Source organism: Clostridium carboxidivorans P7 (genome assembly GCF_001038625.1).
Lineage (GTDB): Bacteria > Bacillota > Clostridia > Clostridiales > Clostridiaceae > Clostridium_AM > Clostridium_AM carboxidivorans.
The window spans coordinates 2,807,909-2,827,919 of sequence record NZ_CP011803.1 but is presented as its reverse complement, the minus strand read 5'-3'; the positions used below and the strand labels follow the sequence as shown (position 1 = coordinate 2,827,919).

Annotated in this window: 20 protein-coding genes; 10 read left to right on the top strand and 10 right to left on the bottom strand. The window is 30.4% G+C overall.

Annotated elements, in window-relative coordinates:
• Positions 1-163: 163 nt before the first annotated feature.
• Both Ccar_RS12405 and Ccar_RS12400 read right to left on the bottom strand, forming a co-directional pair.
• On the bottom strand, positions 164-928 hold the full coding sequence (locus tag Ccar_RS12405) for a permease prefix domain 1-containing protein (RefSeq protein WP_007063677.1): 765 nt from the start codon (positions 926-928) through the stop codon (positions 164-166).
• Between the two features lies 1 nt (position 929).
• Positions 930-1,262 (bottom strand): PadR family transcriptional regulator, encoded by a 333-nt coding sequence (locus tag Ccar_RS12400; protein WP_007063678.1) that lies wholly within the window; start codon positions 1,260-1,262, stop codon positions 930-932.
• A 300-nt stretch (positions 1,263-1,562) separates the two neighbouring features.
• On the opposite strand from Ccar_RS12400, the gene Ccar_RS12395 reads away from it, so the two are divergent.
• Positions 1,563-2,486, top strand: coding sequence for an AEC family transporter (locus tag Ccar_RS12395; protein ID WP_007063679.1), 924 nt, complete (start codon positions 1,563-1,565; stop codon positions 2,484-2,486).
• Between the two features lie 112 nt (positions 2,487-2,598).
• Here the strand turns inward: Ccar_RS12395 and Ccar_RS12390 are convergent, their stop codons facing one another.
• Both Ccar_RS12390 and Ccar_RS12385 read right to left on the bottom strand, forming a co-directional pair.
• Positions 2,599-3,510, bottom strand: a complete 912-nt coding sequence (locus Ccar_RS12390; RefSeq protein ID WP_007063680.1) for a LysR family transcriptional regulator — start codon at positions 3,508-3,510, stop codon at positions 2,599-2,601.
• A gap of 96 nt (positions 3,511-3,606) precedes the next feature.
• Complete coding sequence (locus Ccar_RS12385) at positions 3,607-4,053, bottom strand: MerR family transcriptional regulator (RefSeq protein WP_007063681.1); 447 nt, start codon at positions 4,051-4,053, stop codon at positions 3,607-3,609.
• 338 nt (positions 4,054-4,391) lie between these two features.
• Between Ccar_RS12385 and Ccar_RS12380 the strand changes: the two genes are divergently transcribed.
• From Ccar_RS12380 to Ccar_RS12365, 4 genes are read left to right on the top strand one after another with little or no spacing between them, the layout of a single operon-like run.
• Positions 4,392-4,802: a cupin domain-containing protein gene (locus tag Ccar_RS12380; RefSeq protein WP_007063682.1), complete on the top strand. Its 411-nt coding sequence runs from the start codon at positions 4,392-4,394 to the stop codon at positions 4,800-4,802.
• A 53-nt stretch (positions 4,803-4,855) separates the two neighbouring features.
• Positions 4,856-5,176, top strand: coding sequence for a carboxymuconolactone decarboxylase family protein (locus tag Ccar_RS12375; RefSeq protein ID WP_007063683.1), 321 nt, complete (start codon positions 4,856-4,858; stop codon positions 5,174-5,176).
• Positions 5,177-5,181: 5 nt separating this feature from the next.
• A complete protein-coding gene (locus Ccar_RS12370; RefSeq protein ID WP_007063684.1) occupies positions 5,182-5,655 on the top strand; it encodes a flavodoxin in 474 nt (157 codons plus the stop codon).
• A gap of 41 nt (positions 5,656-5,696) precedes the next feature.
• A complete protein-coding gene (locus tag Ccar_RS12365; RefSeq protein ID WP_007063685.1) occupies positions 5,697-6,803 on the top strand; it encodes a DUF362 domain-containing protein in 1,107 nt (368 codons plus the stop codon).
• Positions 6,804-6,878: 75 nt separating this feature from the next.
• Here Ccar_RS12365 and Ccar_RS12360 read toward each other — a convergent pair whose 3' ends face one another.
• Together Ccar_RS12360 and Ccar_RS12355 are read right to left on the bottom strand one after the other, a co-directional pair.
• Positions 6,879-7,337: a DMT family transporter gene (locus Ccar_RS12360; RefSeq protein ID WP_007063686.1), complete on the bottom strand. Its 459-nt coding sequence runs from the start codon at positions 7,335-7,337 to the stop codon at positions 6,879-6,881.
• A 14-nt stretch (positions 7,338-7,351) separates the two neighbouring features.
• Positions 7,352-7,774, bottom strand: coding sequence for a DMT family transporter (locus Ccar_RS12355; protein WP_007063687.1), 423 nt, complete (start codon positions 7,772-7,774; stop codon positions 7,352-7,354).
• A gap of 152 nt (positions 7,775-7,926) precedes the next feature.
• Here Ccar_RS12355 and Ccar_RS12350 point away from each other — a divergent pair, with 152 nt between their 5' ends.
• The 4 genes from Ccar_RS12350 (at position 7,927) to Ccar_RS12335 (ending at position 12,954) form a co-directional block, all read left to right on the top strand.
• The gene (locus tag Ccar_RS12350) at positions 7,927-8,619 is read left to right on the top strand and encodes a cyclic nucleotide-binding domain-containing protein (protein WP_007063688.1); all 693 of its coding nucleotides are present in this window, start codon (positions 7,927-7,929) and stop codon (positions 8,617-8,619) included.
• A gap of 51 nt (positions 8,620-8,670) precedes the next feature.
• Positions 8,671-9,942 carry a 2-hydroxyacyl-CoA dehydratase subunit D gene (locus Ccar_RS12345; RefSeq protein ID WP_007063689.1) on the top strand — a complete coding sequence of 424 codons (1,272 nt, stop codon included), beginning with the start codon at positions 8,671-8,673 and terminating at the stop codon, positions 9,940-9,942.
• Positions 9,939-11,615 (top strand): acyl-CoA dehydratase activase, encoded by a 1,677-nt coding sequence (locus Ccar_RS12340; protein WP_007063690.1) that lies wholly within the window; start codon positions 9,939-9,941, stop codon positions 11,613-11,615. The genes Ccar_RS12345 and Ccar_RS12340 overlap by 4 nt, the downstream gene beginning before the upstream one ends.
• Positions 11,616-11,727: 112 nt before the next feature.
• Positions 11,728-12,954, top strand: coding sequence for an IS256 family transposase (locus Ccar_RS12335; protein ID WP_048030066.1), 1,227 nt, complete (start codon positions 11,728-11,730; stop codon positions 12,952-12,954).
• Positions 12,955-13,397: 443 nt separating this feature from the next.
• Here Ccar_RS12335 and glpT read toward each other — a convergent pair whose 3' ends face one another.
• The 4 genes from glpT to Ccar_RS12315 all read right to left on the bottom strand — a co-directional run bounded on the left by glpT (position 13,398) and on the right by Ccar_RS12315 (position 18,839).
• Positions 13,398-14,735, bottom strand: coding sequence for a glycerol-3-phosphate transporter (gene glpT / locus Ccar_RS12330; protein ID WP_007063480.1), 1,338 nt, complete (start codon positions 14,733-14,735; stop codon positions 13,398-13,400).
• Positions 14,736-14,815: 80 nt separating this feature from the next.
• The gene (gene pgtP / locus Ccar_RS12325; protein WP_007063481.1) at positions 14,816-16,159 is read right to left on the bottom strand and encodes a phosphoglycerate transporter protein PgtP; all 1,344 of its coding nucleotides are present in this window, start codon (positions 16,157-16,159) and stop codon (positions 14,816-14,818) included.
• Positions 16,160-16,326: 167 nt separating this feature from the next.
• A complete protein-coding gene (locus tag Ccar_RS12320) occupies positions 16,327-18,102 on the bottom strand; it encodes a HAMP domain-containing sensor histidine kinase (protein ID WP_007063482.1) in 1,776 nt (591 codons plus the stop codon).
• Positions 18,103-18,143: 41 nt separating this feature from the next.
• The gene (locus Ccar_RS12315) at positions 18,144-18,839 is read right to left on the bottom strand and encodes a response regulator (protein ID WP_007063483.1); all 696 of its coding nucleotides are present in this window, start codon (positions 18,837-18,839) and stop codon (positions 18,144-18,146) included.
• Positions 18,840-18,976: 137 nt separating this feature from the next.
• Between Ccar_RS12315 and Ccar_RS12310 the strand changes: the two genes are divergently transcribed.
• Entirely contained in the window at positions 18,977-19,882 is a 906-nt protein-coding gene (locus tag Ccar_RS12310; RefSeq protein ID WP_007063484.1) for an FRG domain-containing protein, read from the top strand.
• Positions 19,883-20,011 lie beyond the last annotated feature (129 nt).

The following is a 20,011-nucleotide window of genomic DNA, read 5'->3' as shown; positions in this document are numbered from 1 at the left end:
TATTGTCGAACATATTGCTATTGTGTAAATATTGGGAAATAACAGAAAAACTAATGTAATAGTTTTAAATTGTTAGTAACGTGACAATAATAAAAGCTTTCTATGAGCTGCTTATCATAGAAAGCTTTAATTTTAGATGTCCAATTTATAGAATTTTTTGTTATCAAAGTTTAGCTTTTTTAACAACTAGGTTAAATCCATCTACGTTGGTTATGACGATGGGGTCTCCTTTTTTTATTGATTCATTTTTAGAGTAGACTTTTTGGGGAGAATTGTTAAATATACCTTCACCTTTATAATTAAAATTTTCAGAAGCTATACCCTGCTGCCAAAGAAACTTTTGTTCCTTTTTTATTCTTTTAGATTCAATAATAGCTCGTTCAATAGCTACTATTGGAATAAAAATGCACATCAATATCATAGCTTGTAAAAAAGTGTGAGATATCATAACAATTCCTAATGAACAGATAAATACCCCATTGGCGTTTGAACCTCCATGTTGGCTTCTTCCATAAAAAAATGGCAAATCTAAATATTTTTCCATTCCTAACCATACCAAGCCATATGCTGAAAAAAATGCTCCAAGAATTCTAAATATATCAATTGGTGCTATAGATATAAAATCTAAACCATAAAATTCTGCTGCCTTTTTTGATAAATACAAGAATATAGTTATTAAAATTAATGCAATAATTTGAATCCAATCAATTGTTGGAGGGTGTACAGAATCTAACATTTTACCTACACCTTTAGGATCTCCCATATCTTTGACAGCAGCTTTCTCTGCATCTTCATCAGAGTATCCTATTTTAATATAGGCTTCTTTTTGATCATCAATATGATTTTGGATTTCTGTGCAGATTTCCTTACGCATTTTTCTATTAGAAATATTTTTACTCAAAAGATGTAAATATTCATCTGCTTTCATATTAATACACCTCGACTTCTAGCACAGATGCCATGGTTTTAACGTATTTTTTCCATATTGAGGTTTTATCCTGTAGTAATTTTTTCCCCTGGGATGTTAAGGAGTAATATTTACGAATTTTCCCATTAGCTTCTTTTTCGCAGCAATTTAAATAGTTTTGATTTACTAAAGTGTGCAGTAGAGGATACAATGTTCCTGCCTTAAATTGAAACATATTGTTTGAATTAATTTGTAAAGTTTCGATCATTTCATAGCCATACATATCCTTATTTTCAAGTAGTTTTAAAATAAGCATAGTCATATCACCAGAATATAAACTGTTGTCAGATGGCATTTTAATCACCTCTTTCATATCTTAAAAATTTATATAGTTATTATTTCTATTTACATATATAGATAATCTATATACTTCTTTATGATATTAGAATATATCGATAATCTATATATGTCAATAGATAATTTCCATTTATTCAAATTTTTCTGAAAAAGTAGCAATTTAATGGAATCTAATGATATAATTAGCTTTTAATTGCTTTAGTTTATAGACAGGCTTTCCTTGGATTAAAATTAGAATTTATTATGAATGATTATATGTAAAATATAACTGTTTACCTTGTATTATGGAGGTGAAATTATGATTAGTTTATTATTAGTAAAACAGATTACTGAACTTTTTTTAGTTATGTTCATGGGATTCATACTAGTAAAAACACATTTATTGAAAGCAGAAGAGAGCAAAACTCTTTCAACAGTTGCTCTTTATCTAATAATGCCTTGTGTGATTATTAATGCCTTTCAGATTAAATATACAGAAAGTATACGAAATGGATTGATTCTTGCTTTCGCGGCAGCAGTATTGATTCATATTGTATTATTGATTTTAGTAAAAATACTTGGAAGGATATTCAATTTGGATGCAGTTGAAAAAGCATCCATGATATATTCAAATGCTGGAAATCTGATTATTCCAATTGTAACTTCCATACTAGGAAAGGAATGGGTTATTTATTCCAGTGCTTTTATATCCGTACAATTATTTCTTTTGTGGACTCATGGAAAGATGATGCTCTGTGAAGAACAAAAAGTAGACTTGAAAAAAATTCTTTTAAATATTAATATGATTACTATTTTTCTTGGAATTTTATTTTTCGTTACAAGATTTCAATTGCCGGATATTATAATAAAAACCATGGAATCAGTAAGCGTTATGCTTGGTCCTATTTCCATGATTATAATGGGAATGCTAATTGGAAATATGAGCTTCAAACAGGTATTTGCTTATAAGCGAATTTATATAGTTACTTTTCTTAAGATGATAGTATGCCCCTTTATAATTTTGCTTTTGCTTAAATATGGTGGAATGGCAAACTTATTATCGGGTGGAAAGGTTATTTTGCTTATCAGCTTGCTTGCAACAATTACTCCCTCTGCATCAGCGGTTACACAAATGGCTCAAATTTATGGTAAAAATGAAGAATATGCTAGTGTTATAAATGCAATTACAACTATTATATGTATTATAACAATGCCAATTATGGTTTGGTTGTATCAAATATAGGGTTAATAGTTAAGTCACAATGTTCTTTTATCTTTTGATAATTAAAATATCAAATATTAAGAAATACTTTAAAATGGTAGAAGAATTCTCAATAGTAGAGGATTCTTCTATTTTAATCTTCATTAGTCTGTTTTCTAATTTCATCTTTTCTTAATAATACAATATTTTTTAAAGCTAATAATGGTGGCGACATCCATTTTTCCCGATGATATATCATTTTAGCTTGTATAAGTATTTGATTAATTTCTACAGGTAGAATCACAAGTTCACCATTTTGAAGTTCTTTATCAACTACTATACGCGGCAGCAGAGTAATACCAAGGCCATTCTTAACACACTGTTTTATTGCTTCTAGGCTGCTGAGCTCCATAATAGTGTTTGTTTTTATATTTAAATTTTCAAGCAATTTTTTTAATTCAAAGCTGTAGCCTCTTTTAGATTCAGTAAGGATGAATGCTTGATTTTCAAGTTCATATGCAGTAATTTTTTTTACAGAAGTAAGAGGATGATTTGGCGCTGCAACAAAAATAGTAGAATCTTGGAAAAGATCTATTTGAGAAAGCTGCTGCTGTGCAGATTCATCATGAAGACTAAATGCAGCATCAATAATATTTTTTTCTAGCATTTCAGGAAGCTCCAGGCAATCTGCCATTTTAAGTATTATTTGGACATCTGGATAGATTTTACTATATTCTTTAAGTAGTGGTGGCAGCCAAAATACACAGAGGGTTTCAGCAGAGCCTATTTTTAGCGTACCTTTAATTTTTTCATCATTGTCAAATAATTTATGAATTTCTTCAGCGTCTTTGATCATTTTTTTAGCTGGAGAAATTAGTTTTTCTCCTTGTTCGTTTAAGAATACCTTTCGTCCAAATCGTTCAAATAGTTTAACATCAAGTTCTTGTTCAAGATTACGTATATGATCTGAAACAGTAGATTGAGAGTAATTAAGTTCCTCAGCAGCAGCTCTAAAATTTAGTAATCTTGCAACAACAAGAAAGGTTTGAAGTTGTCTAATATACAATAAATCACATCCAATCGTAAAAAACGATTAAGTTAATTAAAACAATCGTCTTATCAATACATTTCTTTTATGATACACTAGCATAAAATATTTTTATTATTTGTCCGTTGTATCATTTTCTGTATCCTTATTTAAAAATCTCATAGCTAATTCTTCACGTAATCCCGGAACATTTGTTGTTCCATTTTCTTTTGATATTCTGTAAAATTCGCATTTATAATTGATTCGATCCAAAGCATTTTGTAAGAGTGAAATTTGTTGTTCTGTCTTTTTCTTCTGATTAATGAAAAGTTCATATCGTTGGTCAATGGTAGAATCTCCTTCTTCGCACCATTCAAAAAACTGTTTGATATCCTTAAGAGGCATTCCTGTATTCTTTAAACATTCTATCATTTTTAGGCATTCAACATCGGTATCATCGAATACTCGGATATTTCCAGACGTTCTATTCACAAGAGGAAGAAGACCTTTTTTGTCATAGTAACGCAGGGCTGATATAGATATGTTTAGCATTTTTGAAATATCACCAATGGAATAAGTCATAAGTTACCTCCAATAAATTTTAAATTTAGTATTGACCTAAAGTTAGGTTTAGGTATTAGAATATGTTTATCCGATGACTACCCGCTCTAATATTCCTAATTCCTTAAGTGGGAGTAAAGAGCAGCTACGTCCCTGGATAACGAGTTTTAAGCAAAAACTTAATCTTATGCTAAGAACTCTGTTTATCATAAGGTATAAAAGAAAATTATGCAAGATTAAAGTGTACTTTGACTAATAAAATTAGAAGCTGTGATAAAAGATTTGTATTTATGGCAAAGGCATTAGGATTGTATAAAAACTTATGAGAAATTACATAAATAGGAATGAGGAGAAAAAGTATGAATAGAAAAGAATTAGAAAATGTATCTGGATTTTTACTTGGAGAAGAAAATACTGCTTATGCACCTTATTTTATTGGAAAAAGCTATTTAAGTCTTTTGAATAATAAGGAAGTTATTATCTGTAACGTTACATTTGAGCCAGGATGTAGAAATAACTGGCATATTCATCATGGTAGTGGACAAATATTAATCTGTGTTGGTGGTCATGGATGGTATCAGGAGATGGGTAAAGGACCACAGCTTTTAAAAAGTGGAGATGTGGTATATATTGCTCCAGAAATCAAACACTGGCATGGTGCTGTATGTAATGAGGCTTTTGCACATTTAGCTTTATCTGTTCCAGTAGAAGGTGCTTCTAATGAATGGTGTGAACCAGTGACAGATGAAGAATATAAAAAATTAAAATAGGATTGTGTGGTTATATGAGATGAAAATTTTGTCTAACCAGAAAGGAGATATTTATGAAAAAGCAGACAGCAGGAAGAGATTCACTTGGAAAGTTTGCACATAAATTTGCAGAGTTAAATGATGATGTTTTATTTGGTGAGGTGTGGTCACGGGAGGATAAATTATCGCTTAGGGATCGCAGTGTAATTACGGTAACAGCATTAATGACAAAAGGAATTTTTGATAACTTTTTAAAATACCATATGGCAAATGCCAAAGATAATGGAGTTACTGCAGAAGAAATTGCTGAAATTATCACACATCTGGCATTTTATGTGGGATGGCCAAATGCATGGGCAGCATTTTCACTGGCAAAAGAAGTTTGGGAGGAATAGATTGTATGGGAAAAAAGTTGATAGTGTATTATTCATATACAAATAATACAAAGAAAATTGCAGAGCAGATTCAGAAGGCTACAGGTGCAGATATCTGTGAAATCGAAACAGTAAAGCCTTATACAGGTGATTACAATTCGGTAGTTGACCAAGGAAAACAGGAAGTAGACCGTGGATTTAAACCGGAAATTAAACCTCTTAAAGCAAACTTAGAAGACTATGATACGGTTATTATAGGCACTCCTGTGTGGTGGTATACCTATGCACCAGCAGTTGCCACTTTTTTATCTGAATATGATTTGTCAGGCAAGACCATAATTCCATTTGCAACAAATGGAGGATGGCTTGGACATACGTTAAAAGATATAGAAAATTGTTGCAACAATGCCACTGTTACAAAAGCTATTGATATTAAATTTGATATGGATAAAATGGCAATACCTGAAGGTAATCTTAAGAAATGGATTGCTTCTATATAAGCAGCTTTATAAAATTTGTAAATTAGAAGGGATGATTAATTATGGCAAGCAAAGTTTACTTTGTTAATTTACGTTCAAGAAGTGATAAAAATAATAAAATTACAAAAATAAGACGTTTATTTGAAAAGGCTGGTTTTGATAATATTATTGATGAAGGAGATCTTACTGCTGTTAAACTCCATTTTGGGGAAAGAGGAAATGATACTTTTATTAATCCTGTTTTTGTAAGACAAGTTGTAGATAAGATTAAAGAAGCTGGTGGTAAGCCTTTTTTAACTGATACTAATACTTTATATTCTGGTAGCCGTCATAATTCGGTAGATCATATGATAACTGCTATAGAACATGGTTATGACTATGCAGTAATTGGAGCACCAATAATTATTGCGGATGGTTTAAAAAGCGAAAATATTAAAGAAGTTGAAATAAATAAAAAACATTTTAAAAAGGTAAAATTAGCAAAAGATATGGTTAGTGCTGATGGTATGATTGTACTTTCTCATTTTAAAGGTCATGAAATGGCTGGTTTTGGTGGTGCAATTAAAAATCTTGGAATGGGTGGAGCACCAGCTATTGGGAAAAAGGAACAACATGCTTTAAAGATGGATGTTCAAAATGATAAATGTGTTGGCTGCGGTCAATGTGCTAAAGTTTGTCCAGAGCAAGCTATCACAATTGAAAATAGAAAAGCTTCAGTATCACATGATAAATGTATCGGTTGTGGGGAATGTATGACAGTATGCAAACCTAAAGCAATTGGTATGGATTGGTCTTCAGAAATGAATCCTTTTATTGAAAGATTGACTGAGTATGCATTTGGTGCTGCGAAACCTCATGAAAATAAAATTGGATATATTAACTTCTTAATCAATATTACTCCAGACTGTGATTGTGTGCCATGGAGTGATGCACCAATAGTTCCTGATATAGGTTTCTTAGCATCTACTGATCCTGTAGCACTTGATAAGGCATGTTATGATCTTGTTAATAAGCAATCAGTAAATGTACATTCAATGTTAAGTTGTGACTGCAAAGCTGGAGAAGATAAATTCCATGCTCTAAGATCTGAAACAAGAGGAAGCCATCAATTAAGCTATGGTGAAGAAATTGGAATGGGAAGCTGTGAGTATGAACTAATCGAGATATAAACATGAATTTATGGAAGTTACTTTAAGGTAGCTTCCATAAAAATTATATAATAGTTCTTATAATTTAAATAACTATTAAGAATTTTCAACAGTTCTTGCATCCATCTTATCTACAAATGCATTGTAAACCAATCCTAATAAAACTAGAACTCCACCAACAACTTTTCCTGTTGAAAGAACATGCAATGTGAAATAATCTATGATTATTCCAGCAAAAAGTTGTCCAATAAATAAGAGTATTGTGGCATATAAAGCAGAGATTTTTGGGGTTATGTAGCTGGAGATTCCTACAACAACTACTCCCATAGCACCACCAATGTATGCATATACAGGTAAGCCTAAAAATTTATCAGGAGAATATCTTAAGGTATTACTGCTAAACATAAAGAAAAGTGCCGAAGTTATTAAGCCAGTTAAATAGTTATAGAATGTGCCAGGTAAAATACCTATTTTATTAGCTAAATTTGAGTTTATAATTCTACCTAAAACGTTAGTTAGTCCACTTGCCAAAGCAAGAATTATATTTAATATCATTATAATTTTCCTTTCTAATAAATTGTCATTACAACAAGGCCTATAACCATTATTACAAATCCAATTAATTTTTTATTATTAAATTTCACAACTTCCATGCCGAAAAGTCCATAGTGATCTATTATAATTGAAGTAACTCCTTGTCCGAAAAGGCCTAATGCAACAGATAAAGATGCTCCTAAAGCTATCATTGAAGAATTACAGAATAGAACTGTAAAAACCCCTATAAAACCAGCTGTATATGTGAATAAAGGTATTGATCTATCAAAAGGAATTTTCAACCTTTTAACAGCTAGCACAATTAAAATTGCAATTAATCCAACAATATGAATTATAATAGTTGAAGTGTAGTTTCCAAAATTCTTTGAAAGTACGGCATTAAAGCTTACCATTATGGTAACTAAAATACCTGTTAAGATTGATAAAAAATTGTACATTATATTATGACCTCCTAAAATAACTAATATTAAATTACCATAATAATAAAATTCAGTACTATGACATATGTCATATATGATGAAATATATGTTATATTTATATAGGGAAGTAATGGGAACTTTGTACAATGAAATGGTAAAGGTGAGAGCTGATGATAGAAATTATTGATGATGCTAAGATTGATTATTATGTTAAAAAATACAGTTTAAATGATATGTTTACAGATAATATGCAAATGTATATGAAGCTTTGGAAGTTTAATAAAGGAGAACACATTTGTAGGTCAGATGAAGATATAACTAAATTATATTTTTTAGTATTAGGAAGAGCAAAAGTTTATACTATATTAAGCAATGGTAAACAGTTACTGCTTAGTTTTAATAGTCCTTTAGAGGTGATTGGAGATCTTGAATGCATAAAGCTAAATAAATTTCACTGCAATATACAGGCTATCCAGGAAACTTATTGTATATCTATTGATTTGAATATTATTAGAGAGCGCTTAATGGATGATGGTAAGTTTTTAAGATACATCATAAATAGCTTAGGTAAAAAACTTGCTCGAAATACAGATAATAATTCAATAAATCTTTTGTACCCTTTGGAAAATAGGTTAGCAAGCTATATTTTAGCTATATCTATCAATGATAAGGGTGAAGAAACTAAAATCATACAGGATTGTAATTTAACAGAAATGTCAGAGCTACTAGGAACAAGTTATAGGCATTTATTAAGAACATTAAATAAATTTACTGAAAGAGGAGCAATTGAAAAGAAAAATGCAAACTATGAGATAGTACGAAGAGATATTTTAATAGGTTTAGCAGGAGATTTATATGAATAAAGTGGAATAATGTGTTAAACCTGAAAATTAGTCATAAAAATGAGGTGAAGTATGAGTATAGTAAAAAAATATGAAGAATTAACTAAGAAAGAAGCTGAAACTAATCCTGAAACAGCATACAAGATGATTAAATTAGGTCTTTTTTTGGAAAAGCAAATAGTAAAATTGTCATCTAAGGAAGTTCCTAAAGCCTATACAAATTTAAGTTTAATAGCTATTAATTCAATCTTAAGAGCTTTAAAGGAGCCAGAGAATTCTGCATGGATTAATATTTTTACTCCAGTGGAAATATTACAGTGCTTTGATATAAATCCTTTATCAATAGAATGTATGGCATGTTTTATGTCGGGATTTGAATGTGAAGATTTTGTAAATGAATATGCTGAAAATATGGGTATAGCAGAGACTTTATGCTCTTACCATAAAGGTTTTATTGGAACAGTTGAAAGTGGCATACTTCCTAAACCTAAATTTGCATTTACAACATCTACTTGTTGTGATGGTAATGTTAATACAATACGTTACCTTGCTAAAAAACATAATTTAGATTCATATATATTAGATATTCCTTATGAATATTCTTTAGAGGGTGAAAAATATGTTGTAACTCAATTAAAACATATGATTGCTATGCTTGAAGAAAAGTGTGGTAAAAAATTTGATGAGGATAAGTTAAAGGAAATATTAAAAAGGGAAAATGAATCTAAGAAGTTTTTTAAAGAATACTTAAAATATCAAAGAACAAAATATTATCCAAGCTCTTTAACATTACATATGTACATGCTCTTTGCAGCTCATGTAGGTATAGGAACTAAAGAAATTTATGATTTTTATAAGCTGTTAGCGGAGGATATAAAGAAGTATCCTGAAAGTGAAGGAGTAAAAATATTTTGGGTTCATCTTTTACCATATTATCAAGAAACAATGAAAGAATATTTTAATTTTAACCCTAAATACCAAATTCAATCTTATGACATAAACTTTGATTATATGGAGGAATTAGATATAGAACATCCACTGGAGGCATTAGCTAAAAAGCTTATTTTAAATATATATAATGGTCCTTATGAAAGAAAGATTAAAGCAATTGAAAAGGCTGTTGATACCCTTCAATCTGAAGCAGTTATTCATTTCTGTCACTGGGGCTGTAAACAATCTTCAGGTGGAGTAATGCAGCTTAAACAAACGATGAAGGAAAAAAGTATACCAATGCTTATTTTAGATGGTGATTGTATGGACAGGCGAAATTGTCATGATGGTCAGTTGAAAACAAGGTTAGAAGCATTTTTAGAAATACTAAAGAATACGGAGGCAAATAGATGATTGGATATGCATGCAAATATGTACCTTTAGAGATATTTACAAGTTTAGGAGTCCAGGTAAAGAAAATTGAGCCCAATGTGACAAGCTATGATAAAGCAGAAACCATGATGCATACTAATTTATGTTCTTATGTTAAGGGTGTAGTAGAAGATGTGATTATGAACGATTATGAAGGAGTAATATTAACTAGCTGCTGTGACAGTACTAGAAGACTTTATGATACATTAAAAGATAATTTTTCAGACAAATTTATTTATATATTGGATTTACCAAGAAAGGTAAATGAAGAATCTATAAAAATTTATGAAGATACAGTTAAGAAAATGGTATATGCTTATGAAAGATTTAGTGGTAAAAGCTTTGATGAGAAAAAACTTAAAGAAGTATGTGATTCATTAAAGATACCATCCATTAAGCCTTCAAAAGGGTTAAATATAGGATTAATGGGTGCAAGGTGTAATGAGGGAATAATTGAATTAGTTAAGAAATATGATGCTAATATATTATTTAATATTTCATGCACTGGGGATGAACGTAAATACAACTTAAAAGGTGAAAATATATATCATGAATATATAAAAGAATTGTTAAGCAAATTTCCATGTCTGCATATGACAGATATTAGTGAAAGAAATGATTTCCTTGAGAAGCAGAAGAAAAATTTAGATGGAATTATTTATCATACGGTTAAATTCTGTGATATTTATGCTTATGAATATGCAGATATTAAAGAAAATTATGATGTTCCTTTATTAAAAGTAGAAACAGATTATACTAAGCAGTGTGAAGGACAAATAAAAACAAGAGTTGAAGCTTTTATTGAAGCATTAAATGCTAAAAATGAAACAGGTGATGATATTATGGAAAAAAGTATTAAAGGAAATGATGAAAACACAAAATATGTAATGGGAATTGATAGTGGTTCAACATCAACTAATGCTGTTATTTTAAACAATGATAAGAAAATTGTAGCTTATACTGTAGTAAGAACTGGAGCTAAAAGCAGCGAAAGTGCTAAAAGAGCCTTAGATGAAGTGCTTAAAAAGGCTGGATTAGATAGGGAGGAGCTTTCGTTAATTGTGTCTACAGGCTATGGAAGAGTTAGTATAGCTTTTGCAGATAAAGAAGTAACAGAGATAAGCTGCCATGGAAAAGGTGCTCATTATATAAATCCTAAAATTAGAACAATAATAGATATTGGTGGTCAAGACAGCAAGGTTATTAAACTAAATGAAAAAGGTGAAGTAATTGATTTTGTAATGAATGATAAGTGTGCTGCAGGAACAGGAAGATTTTTAGAAATGATGGCCAGGACACTGGAAATAGATATAAAAGATATGGGACCAGAATCTTTAAAATGGAAAGAAGATATAAAAATAAGCAGCATGTGTTCTGTTTTTGCTGAGTCAGAAGTAATTTCGCTTATTGCACAAAATAAAGAAAAAGCTGATATTATCCATGCTTTAAATCAATCTATATCCAGTAAAACTAATGCTCTTCTTGGAAGAGTAGGGAGAGAAAGTGAATTTATGATGACAGGGGGAGTTGCGCAGAATATAGGAGTTGTAAAAGCTTTAGAAGAAAGAATAGGAGATAAATTATTTATTTCAGATGAGCCAGAAATAGTTGGAGCAATTGGAGCAGCTTTATTTGGACTTGAGGACATTTGCTAAGGGAACATCCTTAGATTTGTGTAAATCAAATCTAAGGATGTTCTTTTTATGTATGTATAGCTGGTATTTGTGGAAAGAATAACTACAAAAGATTTTTTAGGAGGAGAAAGTTATGAATTCATTAGAGATACCTGATATTGATTTAAAAAAGGAGCTAAACAAATGCAAAAGTATGGAGGATTTAGTTGGTAAGAATGGCTTAATGCAGCGACTATTTGGTGGTATAATTCAACAGTTTTTAGAAGCAGAAATGGAGGAACATCTTGGACGCGAAAAATATGAGAGGCAGAATGGAGAAGATAGAAATTATAGAAATGGATACAGTTCAAAAAATATTAGAACCAGCTTTGGAGAAGTAGGTGTAAATGTACCAAGGGATAGAAAGGCAAATTTTGAGCCTAAGATTGTTAAGAAATACGAAACTGTGTGTAATGAACTTGATAAAAAGGTTATAGGACTATATGCAAGAGGAATGTCTGTGGATGATATTAAGTCAGAAATAGATGAACTATATGGAGTAGATATAATCCCTTCAATGATATCCAAAATCACTGATAAAGTAATGGATACAGCCAATGCCTGGCAAAATAGAGCTTTAGACCCTATGTATCCTATAGTATATATGGATGCAGTTCATTTTAAGGTTAGAGATCAACATAGAATTGTTAGCAAGGCAGCATATATTTGTATGGCTTTAGATGTTAAAGGTTATAAAGATATATTAGGAATATGGGTTGGTGAGCAGGAAGGAGCTAAATTTTGGTTATCTGTATGCAACGATCTTAAAAATAGAGGGGTTAAAGATATACTCCTAGCATGTATGGATGGTCTTAAAGGTCTTTCTGATGCTGTTAAAGCTGTTTTTCCTGAAGTAAATATACAAAGCTGCATAGTACATCAGATAAGAAATTCTATAAAATATATACCTTCAAAAGATATAAAAGCCTTTTTAAAGGATCTAAAGTGCATATATCAGGCGGTAAATGAAACAATGGCAAGTCAATCACTGCAAGCTTTGGAAGCTAAGTGGGGAGATAAATATCCAATAGTAATACAATCATGGAATAGCAATTGGGATAACCTGTCAACATATTTTGATTTTCCTCAAGATATAAGAAAAATAATATATACCACTAATGCCTTAGAAGGTTTCAACAGACAACTTAGAAAATTCACTAAAATAAGGACCGTATTTCCTACAGATGACTCTCTTACAAAGGCTTTATACTTGGCTACAGAACAGATAATGGTTAAATGGACATCGCCTAAACAAAATTGGCCTAGTACCTTAGCACAACTTAGTATAATGTTTGGAGAAAGAATTGAACAATATATTTAAGCAATAAAGCCTGTACTATTTTGAATAAAGATGAATAATAATGAAGATATTACAAATAATAATAACATAAATAAGCTATACTATCTTATTATCTAGTTATTCCCCAAAAAATAAAAATTACTACAGGACTCAATTCCTATAGTAATTTCCAATTAATTTTCTACTTGTCTATTTTATTTTACACAAACCTACGGACGTTCTCTTTGCTAATTATAATTAACACTAGAACATTTATCCGATCGCTACCATTGCTAATACACCCATCTTCTTCAATTGGGGGATAAGCACTGCTACGCGCCTGGATAAGTTCTTCTAAGACTCAAGTGGAGATAGGTATTCCTCACAAGCAAACTCACCTGAGTCTAAGAATCACTTGATTTTTACGCAAAAAAACTGTCACACTAATTATTTTAGTGCGACAGCTCTCTATTTCAGAATTAATCCTATGCAGGTAATTCATTATCCTTATTGTATTTAGATCTATCATGAACATTCCATGTAAAGGCTAAAAATACTATAGAAAGTACACATGCGGCTAAAATTAGCATAAATCCACCATTCCAGCTAAACTTGTCTACTACTATACCCATTACTATTTCAGCTGCAACTTGTCCACCCATATATCCGAATAGACCTGTAAATCCTGCAGCAGTACCACCAGCTTTTTTAGGTACCATATCCAATGCGCTTACACCTATAAGCATAACTGGGCCATATATTAATGCACCTATAACTGCTAGTGTAATATTTATTACAAGAAGACTAGTGCTGTGAGAATAAATAAATACACCAAAAGTGACACCAATCATACAAATTATACCTATTGGAGCACGACGGCCGCTGAAAAATCTATCACTTATCCAACCTACTATTATAGTTCCTGGAATGGCTGCATATTCATAGATTTGAAAAGCAATAGCTGTATCTTTAGGAGAAAAATGTCTTGCTTCTTGTAAATAAGTTGGAACCCAGTTTATAATTCCATATCTGACAAGATACACAAAAACGTTTGCAAGAGCAATATACCATAAATATTTATTATTTAATACATACTTAAACAATATTTCTTTACCTGTCATTTCTCTTTCTCTATCTTCAACATTTACTTCTGGATAGTCATTTTTATATTCCTCAATTGGAGGAAGTCCAACAGATTGTGGAGTATCTTTAGCAAATATTATGTACAATAAACCACCTACGATTGCTATTAAGCCTGGTAAATAAAATAATCCTTTCCAGCTTCCAAATATTGAAACACCAGCTAATGCAATAACAGCTATGAATCCACCACCAACATTATGTGCAGTATTCCATATAGACATTTTAACACCACGCTCTCCATCAGAGAACCAGTGAGTCATTGTTCTTCCACATGGAGGCCATCCCATTCCTTGAAACCATCCATTTAAGAACATTAATGCAAATAAAAAAGTTATGCCTTTTGTAATTGGAAAAAATAAATTTACAATTCCTGAAAGTATCAATCCTGCAGCTAGGAAATATCTTGGATTTGATCTGTCTGATAAATTACCCATTACAAATTTACTTATACCATAGGCAAGTCCAAGTGCTGAAGCTACGAGTCCAAGTTCTGTTTTAGTAAAACCTTGATGTATAAGATAAGCTTTTGCTAATGAGAAATTACTTCTAACGAAATAGTAAAGCATATAACCTAAATAGATACTTAAAAAAACCTGTATTCTGTATCTTTTATAGGTTGAATCGATTTTTTCTTCTGGCAGCCTACTTATATGAGGTGCAGGTTTAAAAATTCCAAACATTTAAAAATTCCCCCTTGATTATGTAATATATTTCAAACTCTAATCCTAGAGTTTTTCACTTTTTATAATGTAGATATGAATTAAATAATGTATTCATCTTCTTCATCAAGCTTTTCTCTATCATGAAGATTCCAAGTTAGTGCAAGGAATAATGTTCCTAAAACACAGGCGCAAATAAGCATCAAAAAAACTAAATTCCAACCATTATACTTAAGTATCACACCTATTAACCAATCGCCTAGGGCTGTACCAAATAAATAACCAAATAGACCTGTAAATCCTGCAGCTGTGCCAGCAGCTTTTTTAGGTACTATGTCTATAGCTGCAATTCCAACAAGAACTACTGGAACATAAATGAGGCCGCCTATGAGTATTAAAGCTATAACATCAACGCTGTAGTTATTTTCTGGATTCATCCAATAAAGTAATATAGCTAATGTTACAAAAGTCATGCAAATAGTTGAAATTGGACCTCTTCTGCCTTTGAAGTATTTATCACTTAACCAACCTGAAACTAATATTCCTGGTATGCCAGCATATTCGTATAAAGAATAGCATCTTTGTGAAAGCCATTGAGGAGCTCCTTTTACTGTAGTAAGATAAAAAGTACACCAATCTAGAACTCCATAGCGAACCATATATACAAATATATTTGCTATAGCTAAATACCATAAAAACTTATTATTCAATACATATTTAAACAATATTTCATGTGCTTGTAGTTCTCTTTCTCTATCATCCACATTTGTTTCAGGGTAATCGTTCTTATACTCTTCAATTGGTGGTAATCCACAGGATTGAGGTGTATCCCTTAAGAATATAAGGCAAGCTATACCTATACATATGGAAATAGCTGCAGGGAAGTAAAATAAGCTTTTCCAGGTACCAAAAATAATTATTCCAATACTGGATATAGTAGCTAAAACTCCTCCTCCAAAATTATGAGATACATTCCATATGGACATTTTCATACCTCTTTCTCTATCTGAAAACCAATGAGACATTACTCGTCCACAAGCGGGCCATCCCATTCCTTGAAGCCAACCATTGATAAACATAAGAACAATTATTAAGTTTATGTTTGTTGTAGTCCCTAGCAAAATACTTATAATACTAGACAATATAAGACCTAGAGAAAAAAATATTCTAGCATTACTTCTATCTGAAACAACTCCCATAAAAAATTTACTTAAACCATAACTAAAAGGTAAAATTGCAGCAGCAAACCCTAATTTTCCTGTATCTAAACCTTCACTTTCCAAATAAGGCATTGCTAGTATAAAGTTTTTTCTTACAAAATAATAAGCAGCATATCCAATAAATATAGTTATAAGCACTTGAAATCGTAGTTTTTTGTATCCTTTGTCTATGCTTTTTTCTGGTAAATAAGTTTTTGCACTTGATGGTTTTAAAAATTTAATCATATCTCAACTAACTCCAAATCAATAATATTTTAATATTTAAAACCATATATAACATTGTTAACATTATTAAATAAATTAACATTGTTAACAAAATTAACATTGTTAACATTATATATGATTTAATATCCATTGTCAACGTTTTCTTTACTTGCCATAATAAGCTGTACTTAAATAGCATCTAATTTATTTAAAGGAAGCTGTATAATAAATTCACTGCCTTTATTTAACTCACTATTTAAATATATACTGCCATCTAATTCGGAAACTATATGTTTTACAATAGCTAATCCAAGTCCTGTTCCTCCTTCACTGCGGCTTCTAGATTTATCTACCCTGTAAAATCTTTCAAAAACCCTTGATATATCTTCTTTTGGTATACCAACACCATTATCCTTTACAATAATAAGAGCATTATTTTCTTTTATATATGCTGAAACATTGATGTGTCCTTCTGGCTGCGTATATTTTATTGCATTATCTATAAGATTCATTACAGCTTGCTTAAACCAATCCTTGCTTTTCACATATAATGTGAAATTTTTCTCTATAATTAAATTAATACCTATATTCTTTCTGTTTGCTGAAGGAGTTAACATATATAAGATATCATCTAACTCTTTATATATATTTACTTCTTCTAGATTGTTTGAAGAAGATTGATTTTCTAGATGAGAAAGCAAAAGTATATCTTCTATAAGTCTTTTTAATCTTTCTACTTCTTCAGATATAATACCTAAAAACCTTTGTCTCTTTTCTTTGTCTTCTCCTGGTTTCCTTTTTAAAGTATCAACAAAACCAATTATAGTAGTTAGTGGTGTCTTTAATTCATGAGAAACATTAGCCACAAATTCACTTCTCATCTTTTCAAGATGCTTAATTTCTGAAATATCTTGTAAAATAATTACTATACCTTTTTCATATACTAAATTTTCAACATCATAATCTATTAATTTAGTATATACTTTATATATCTTATCATCATTATCTCTCAGACCTAATTCTTTCTCTTTATGTACATTATTATCAAATGTTTCTTCAATTAAATTATAGAGTTCTTGCGATTCTATGCTGTTTTTTAAGTTATCTCCTATGTTTAAATTTTTATCTAGCCTTAGTATTTTTATAACTGCAGGATTTGAAAGTATTATATTCCAGTTGATATCTATTACTAATATTCCATAGGTTATACTATTTAAAATTGAATTTAACTCCAGATTTCTGTAGTTTAATTGTGATACTACATTATTTATTGTAGAAGACATGTTGTTAAAGCTATTTGCAAGCTCCTCAAGTTCGTCTTTTGTGTTAATCCTTACTTTATGATTAAAATTTCCATTAGATATTCTCTTAGCTGCATTATTTAATTTTTGCAAGGGGTTCATCATATTGTCTAAAAAAAAGCATCCAATTACTACTGCTACAATAACCCCTATAAGTATAGAAATTAAAGTGCAGCTCAAGAACACTTTATTAAGGTTATCAAAACCCTTAAGAGACATTCCAAGTCGTACTATAACCTTATTATCATATATTTTTACGGGACTTAATGCCACATAAATAAATCTTTCACCTTTAACTTTACTGTATCTATCACTAACTGCAGTTTTACCATGCAGACAATTTTGTATTTCTGGTTTGTTAATTTGATTTTCAAGCATTAAGCTGTCACTAGAATCAGCTAGAATATAACCTTTATCATTTATAAAAGATATTTCCGCATTGGTTTGAGAAGAAAATTTTTGAGCCATAGCCATGTAGTCAATTTCATTTTTTTCATCTACTAAATTTAAAAGAGTAGTGGTAATCAAATTTCCATTACTAACAAGTTTATCTTGAATATTCTTCACATAGTAGGTTCTTACAAAACTCAAGCACAATGCTCCTGTAATTAAAGAACCCACCATAACCAAAATAATATAAGTAATGAATAACTTTCTTCTCATCAAATCACCTATTTCTAATATAATATTTATCTTATAATCTACTATTTAATCATGTATCCAAGGCCTCTTACTGTTTCTATGTATTTCGGAAATTTATCATTATCCTCTAATTTTTTTCTTAACTTTCTTATATGTACATCCAATGTCCTTGAATCTCCTAAATTACCACATCCCCATACTTCGCTTAACAAAACTTCTCTTGAAACTAAATTTCCCTTATTTTTAGCCAAGGTTTGTAATAACTTAAATTCCCTTAAAGTAAGTTCTATAACAGTTCCTTTCTTTTTAACTTCATACTTATCAGTATCAATTTCTATATCACCTATTTGCATTATATTGTCACTTGTGTTGGAAGCAGATATCATATCTGATCTTCTAAGCACAGCATCTATTCTAGCTAATAATTCATTTATTCCAAAAGGTTTAGTTATATAATCATCTGCACCTAGTTTTAAGCCTCTTACCTTATCATTTTCCTCTTTTTTTACTGTAAGCATTATTATGGGTATTTTTTTAGTGGCTTCATCATTTCGTATTCTTCTGCAGACTTCAAATCCATCAATTCCCGGTATCATAATATCTAGCAGTATAATATCTGGAAGTTCTTTTTTAGCAAGTTCTACTGCATCTAAGCCATTATGACAGCATACTACATTAAAATTTTCTTCGAGATTTACAGAAATGAGTTCTGTTATATTAATTTCATCATCCACTATTAGTACTTTTCCTGTTTTCATAAAAAATCACCTTCAATCAAATATCAATATACATTTTACAGTATATACTAAAGATTTTAATGTTTCCATATTTTTATTATCACTCATCAGATTTATTCTACATATTATAGACCAAGAAGCTATTAGGAGGATTAAAGATGAGTAGAAATCATATAAATAATTCAGTTAATATAGATAATCAAAAAATTGAACCAGTAGTGAAAGTAGAAAAAGAAAAAGTGAATCCGTGTGAAGGTAAGATAAAGACTGTTGAAGAATATCTTAATGCTATAGATAGTATTTATGAAAAGTTTTGGGAAGAAGATCAGAATGATGACACAATTAAATATAGCTCGAAAATTTGGTACAGAGGTGTTAGGGCCCAGGATTATAAGATGCTGCCTTCTATTTCTAGAAATGATTTGAATGTGAATTATGAGACAACATTTTTATCAAAATTTAAATCAAAAGCAATACCTTATTTAGGACAGTTACCATCATACCCTTTTTCAGAGGGACTTGCTGGTTATTGGGACTGGATGTTTTTAATGCAGCATTATGGCGTACCTACAAGACTTATGGATTGGTCTGAGGATGCACTAGTTGCACTTATTTTTGCCATTAATGTAGATGCAACACCTAAAGAATTGGATAAAGATCCTGCGGTTTGGTGTTTAAATCCTGTTAAATTAAATGAAGCTTTTAACTTTAATAATGCCTATCCTTTAGGGTATATTCCTAATGTAGAGGAAAAACAAGTATATGAGATGTTTGGACCAGAACAAAGTGGATTTGTCAATAAGAAGCCTTGTGCAGTTTATGGACCTTTGAACAGTGCAAGAATTGTGGCTCAAAAAGGAGTATTTACAATTTTTCCATATACCGATAATATGATTGAATTTGATAAGCTTCCAGATAGTTCTGATTACATGGAAAAACTTATAATATGCAAAGATTCAAGGGAAGATATTACAGAACAACTTAGAAAATATGGTATAAATTATGCACAACTATTTCCTGAAATTGAGTATGTTTCAAAAGAAATATTTGAAGAGGGATATTAGGATAAGTGGAAAAGAGTAAACTGATATCGCTTCTTAAAGAAACTTTGTCAAAAGATATTCTTAAATATATTAATTAAAAAGTTATAAAATGTAACATATATGATATTTTGTGACTTTACTTTTTTAAAT

Excerpts from the sequence above, each read along its gene's own strand:
- Ccar_RS12405 (WP_007063677.1), bottom strand. The coding sequence starts at position 928 with ATGAAAGCAGATGAATATTTACATCTTTTGAGTAAAAATATTTCTAAT.
- Ccar_RS12400 (WP_007063678.1), bottom strand. The coding sequence starts at position 1,262 with ATGCCATCTGACAACAGTTTATATTCTGGTGATATGACTATGCTTATT.
- Ccar_RS12395 (WP_007063679.1), top strand. The coding sequence starts at position 1,563 with ATGATTAGTTTATTATTAGTAAAACAGATTACTGAACTTTTTTTAGTT.
- Ccar_RS12385 (WP_007063681.1), bottom strand. The coding sequence starts at position 4,053 with ATGACTTATTCCATTGGTGATATTTCAAAAATGCTAAACATATCTATA.
- Ccar_RS12380 (WP_007063682.1), top strand. The coding sequence starts at position 4,392 with ATGAATAGAAAAGAATTAGAAAATGTATCTGGATTTTTACTTGGAGAA.
- Ccar_RS12375 (WP_007063683.1), top strand. The coding sequence starts at position 4,856 with ATGAAAAAGCAGACAGCAGGAAGAGATTCACTTGGAAAGTTTGCACAT.
- Ccar_RS12370 (WP_007063684.1), top strand. The coding sequence starts at position 5,182 with ATGGGAAAAAAGTTGATAGTGTATTATTCATATACAAATAATACAAAG.
- Ccar_RS12365 (WP_007063685.1), top strand. The coding sequence starts at position 5,697 with ATGGCAAGCAAAGTTTACTTTGTTAATTTACGTTCAAGAAGTGATAAA.
- Ccar_RS12360 (WP_007063686.1), bottom strand. The coding sequence starts at position 7,337 with ATGATATTAAATATAATTCTTGCTTTGGCAAGTGGACTAACTAACGTT.
- Ccar_RS12355 (WP_007063687.1), bottom strand. The coding sequence starts at position 7,774 with ATGTACAATTTTTTATCAATCTTAACAGGTATTTTAGTTACCATAATG.
- Ccar_RS12350 (WP_007063688.1), top strand. The coding sequence starts at position 7,927 with ATGATAGAAATTATTGATGATGCTAAGATTGATTATTATGTTAAAAAA.
- Ccar_RS12345 (WP_007063689.1), top strand. The coding sequence starts at position 8,671 with ATGAGTATAGTAAAAAAATATGAAGAATTAACTAAGAAAGAAGCTGAA.
- Ccar_RS12340 (WP_007063690.1), top strand. The coding sequence starts at position 9,939 with ATGATTGGATATGCATGCAAATATGTACCTTTAGAGATATTTACAAGT.
- Ccar_RS12335 (WP_048030066.1), top strand. The coding sequence starts at position 11,728 with ATGAATTCATTAGAGATACCTGATATTGATTTAAAAAAGGAGCTAAAC.
- glpT (WP_007063480.1), bottom strand. The coding sequence starts at position 14,735 with ATGTTTGGAATTTTTAAACCTGCACCTCATATAAGTAGGCTGCCAGAA.
- pgtP (WP_007063481.1), bottom strand. The coding sequence starts at position 16,159 with ATGATTAAATTTTTAAAACCATCAAGTGCAAAAACTTATTTACCAGAA.
- Ccar_RS12320 (WP_007063482.1), bottom strand. The coding sequence starts at position 18,102 with ATGAGAAGAAAGTTATTCATTACTTATATTATTTTGGTTATGGTGGGT.
- Ccar_RS12315 (WP_007063483.1), bottom strand. The coding sequence starts at position 18,839 with ATGAAAACAGGAAAAGTACTAATAGTGGATGATGAAATTAATATAACA.
- Ccar_RS12310 (WP_007063484.1), top strand. The coding sequence starts at position 18,977 with ATGAGTAGAAATCATATAAATAATTCAGTTAATATAGATAATCAAAAA.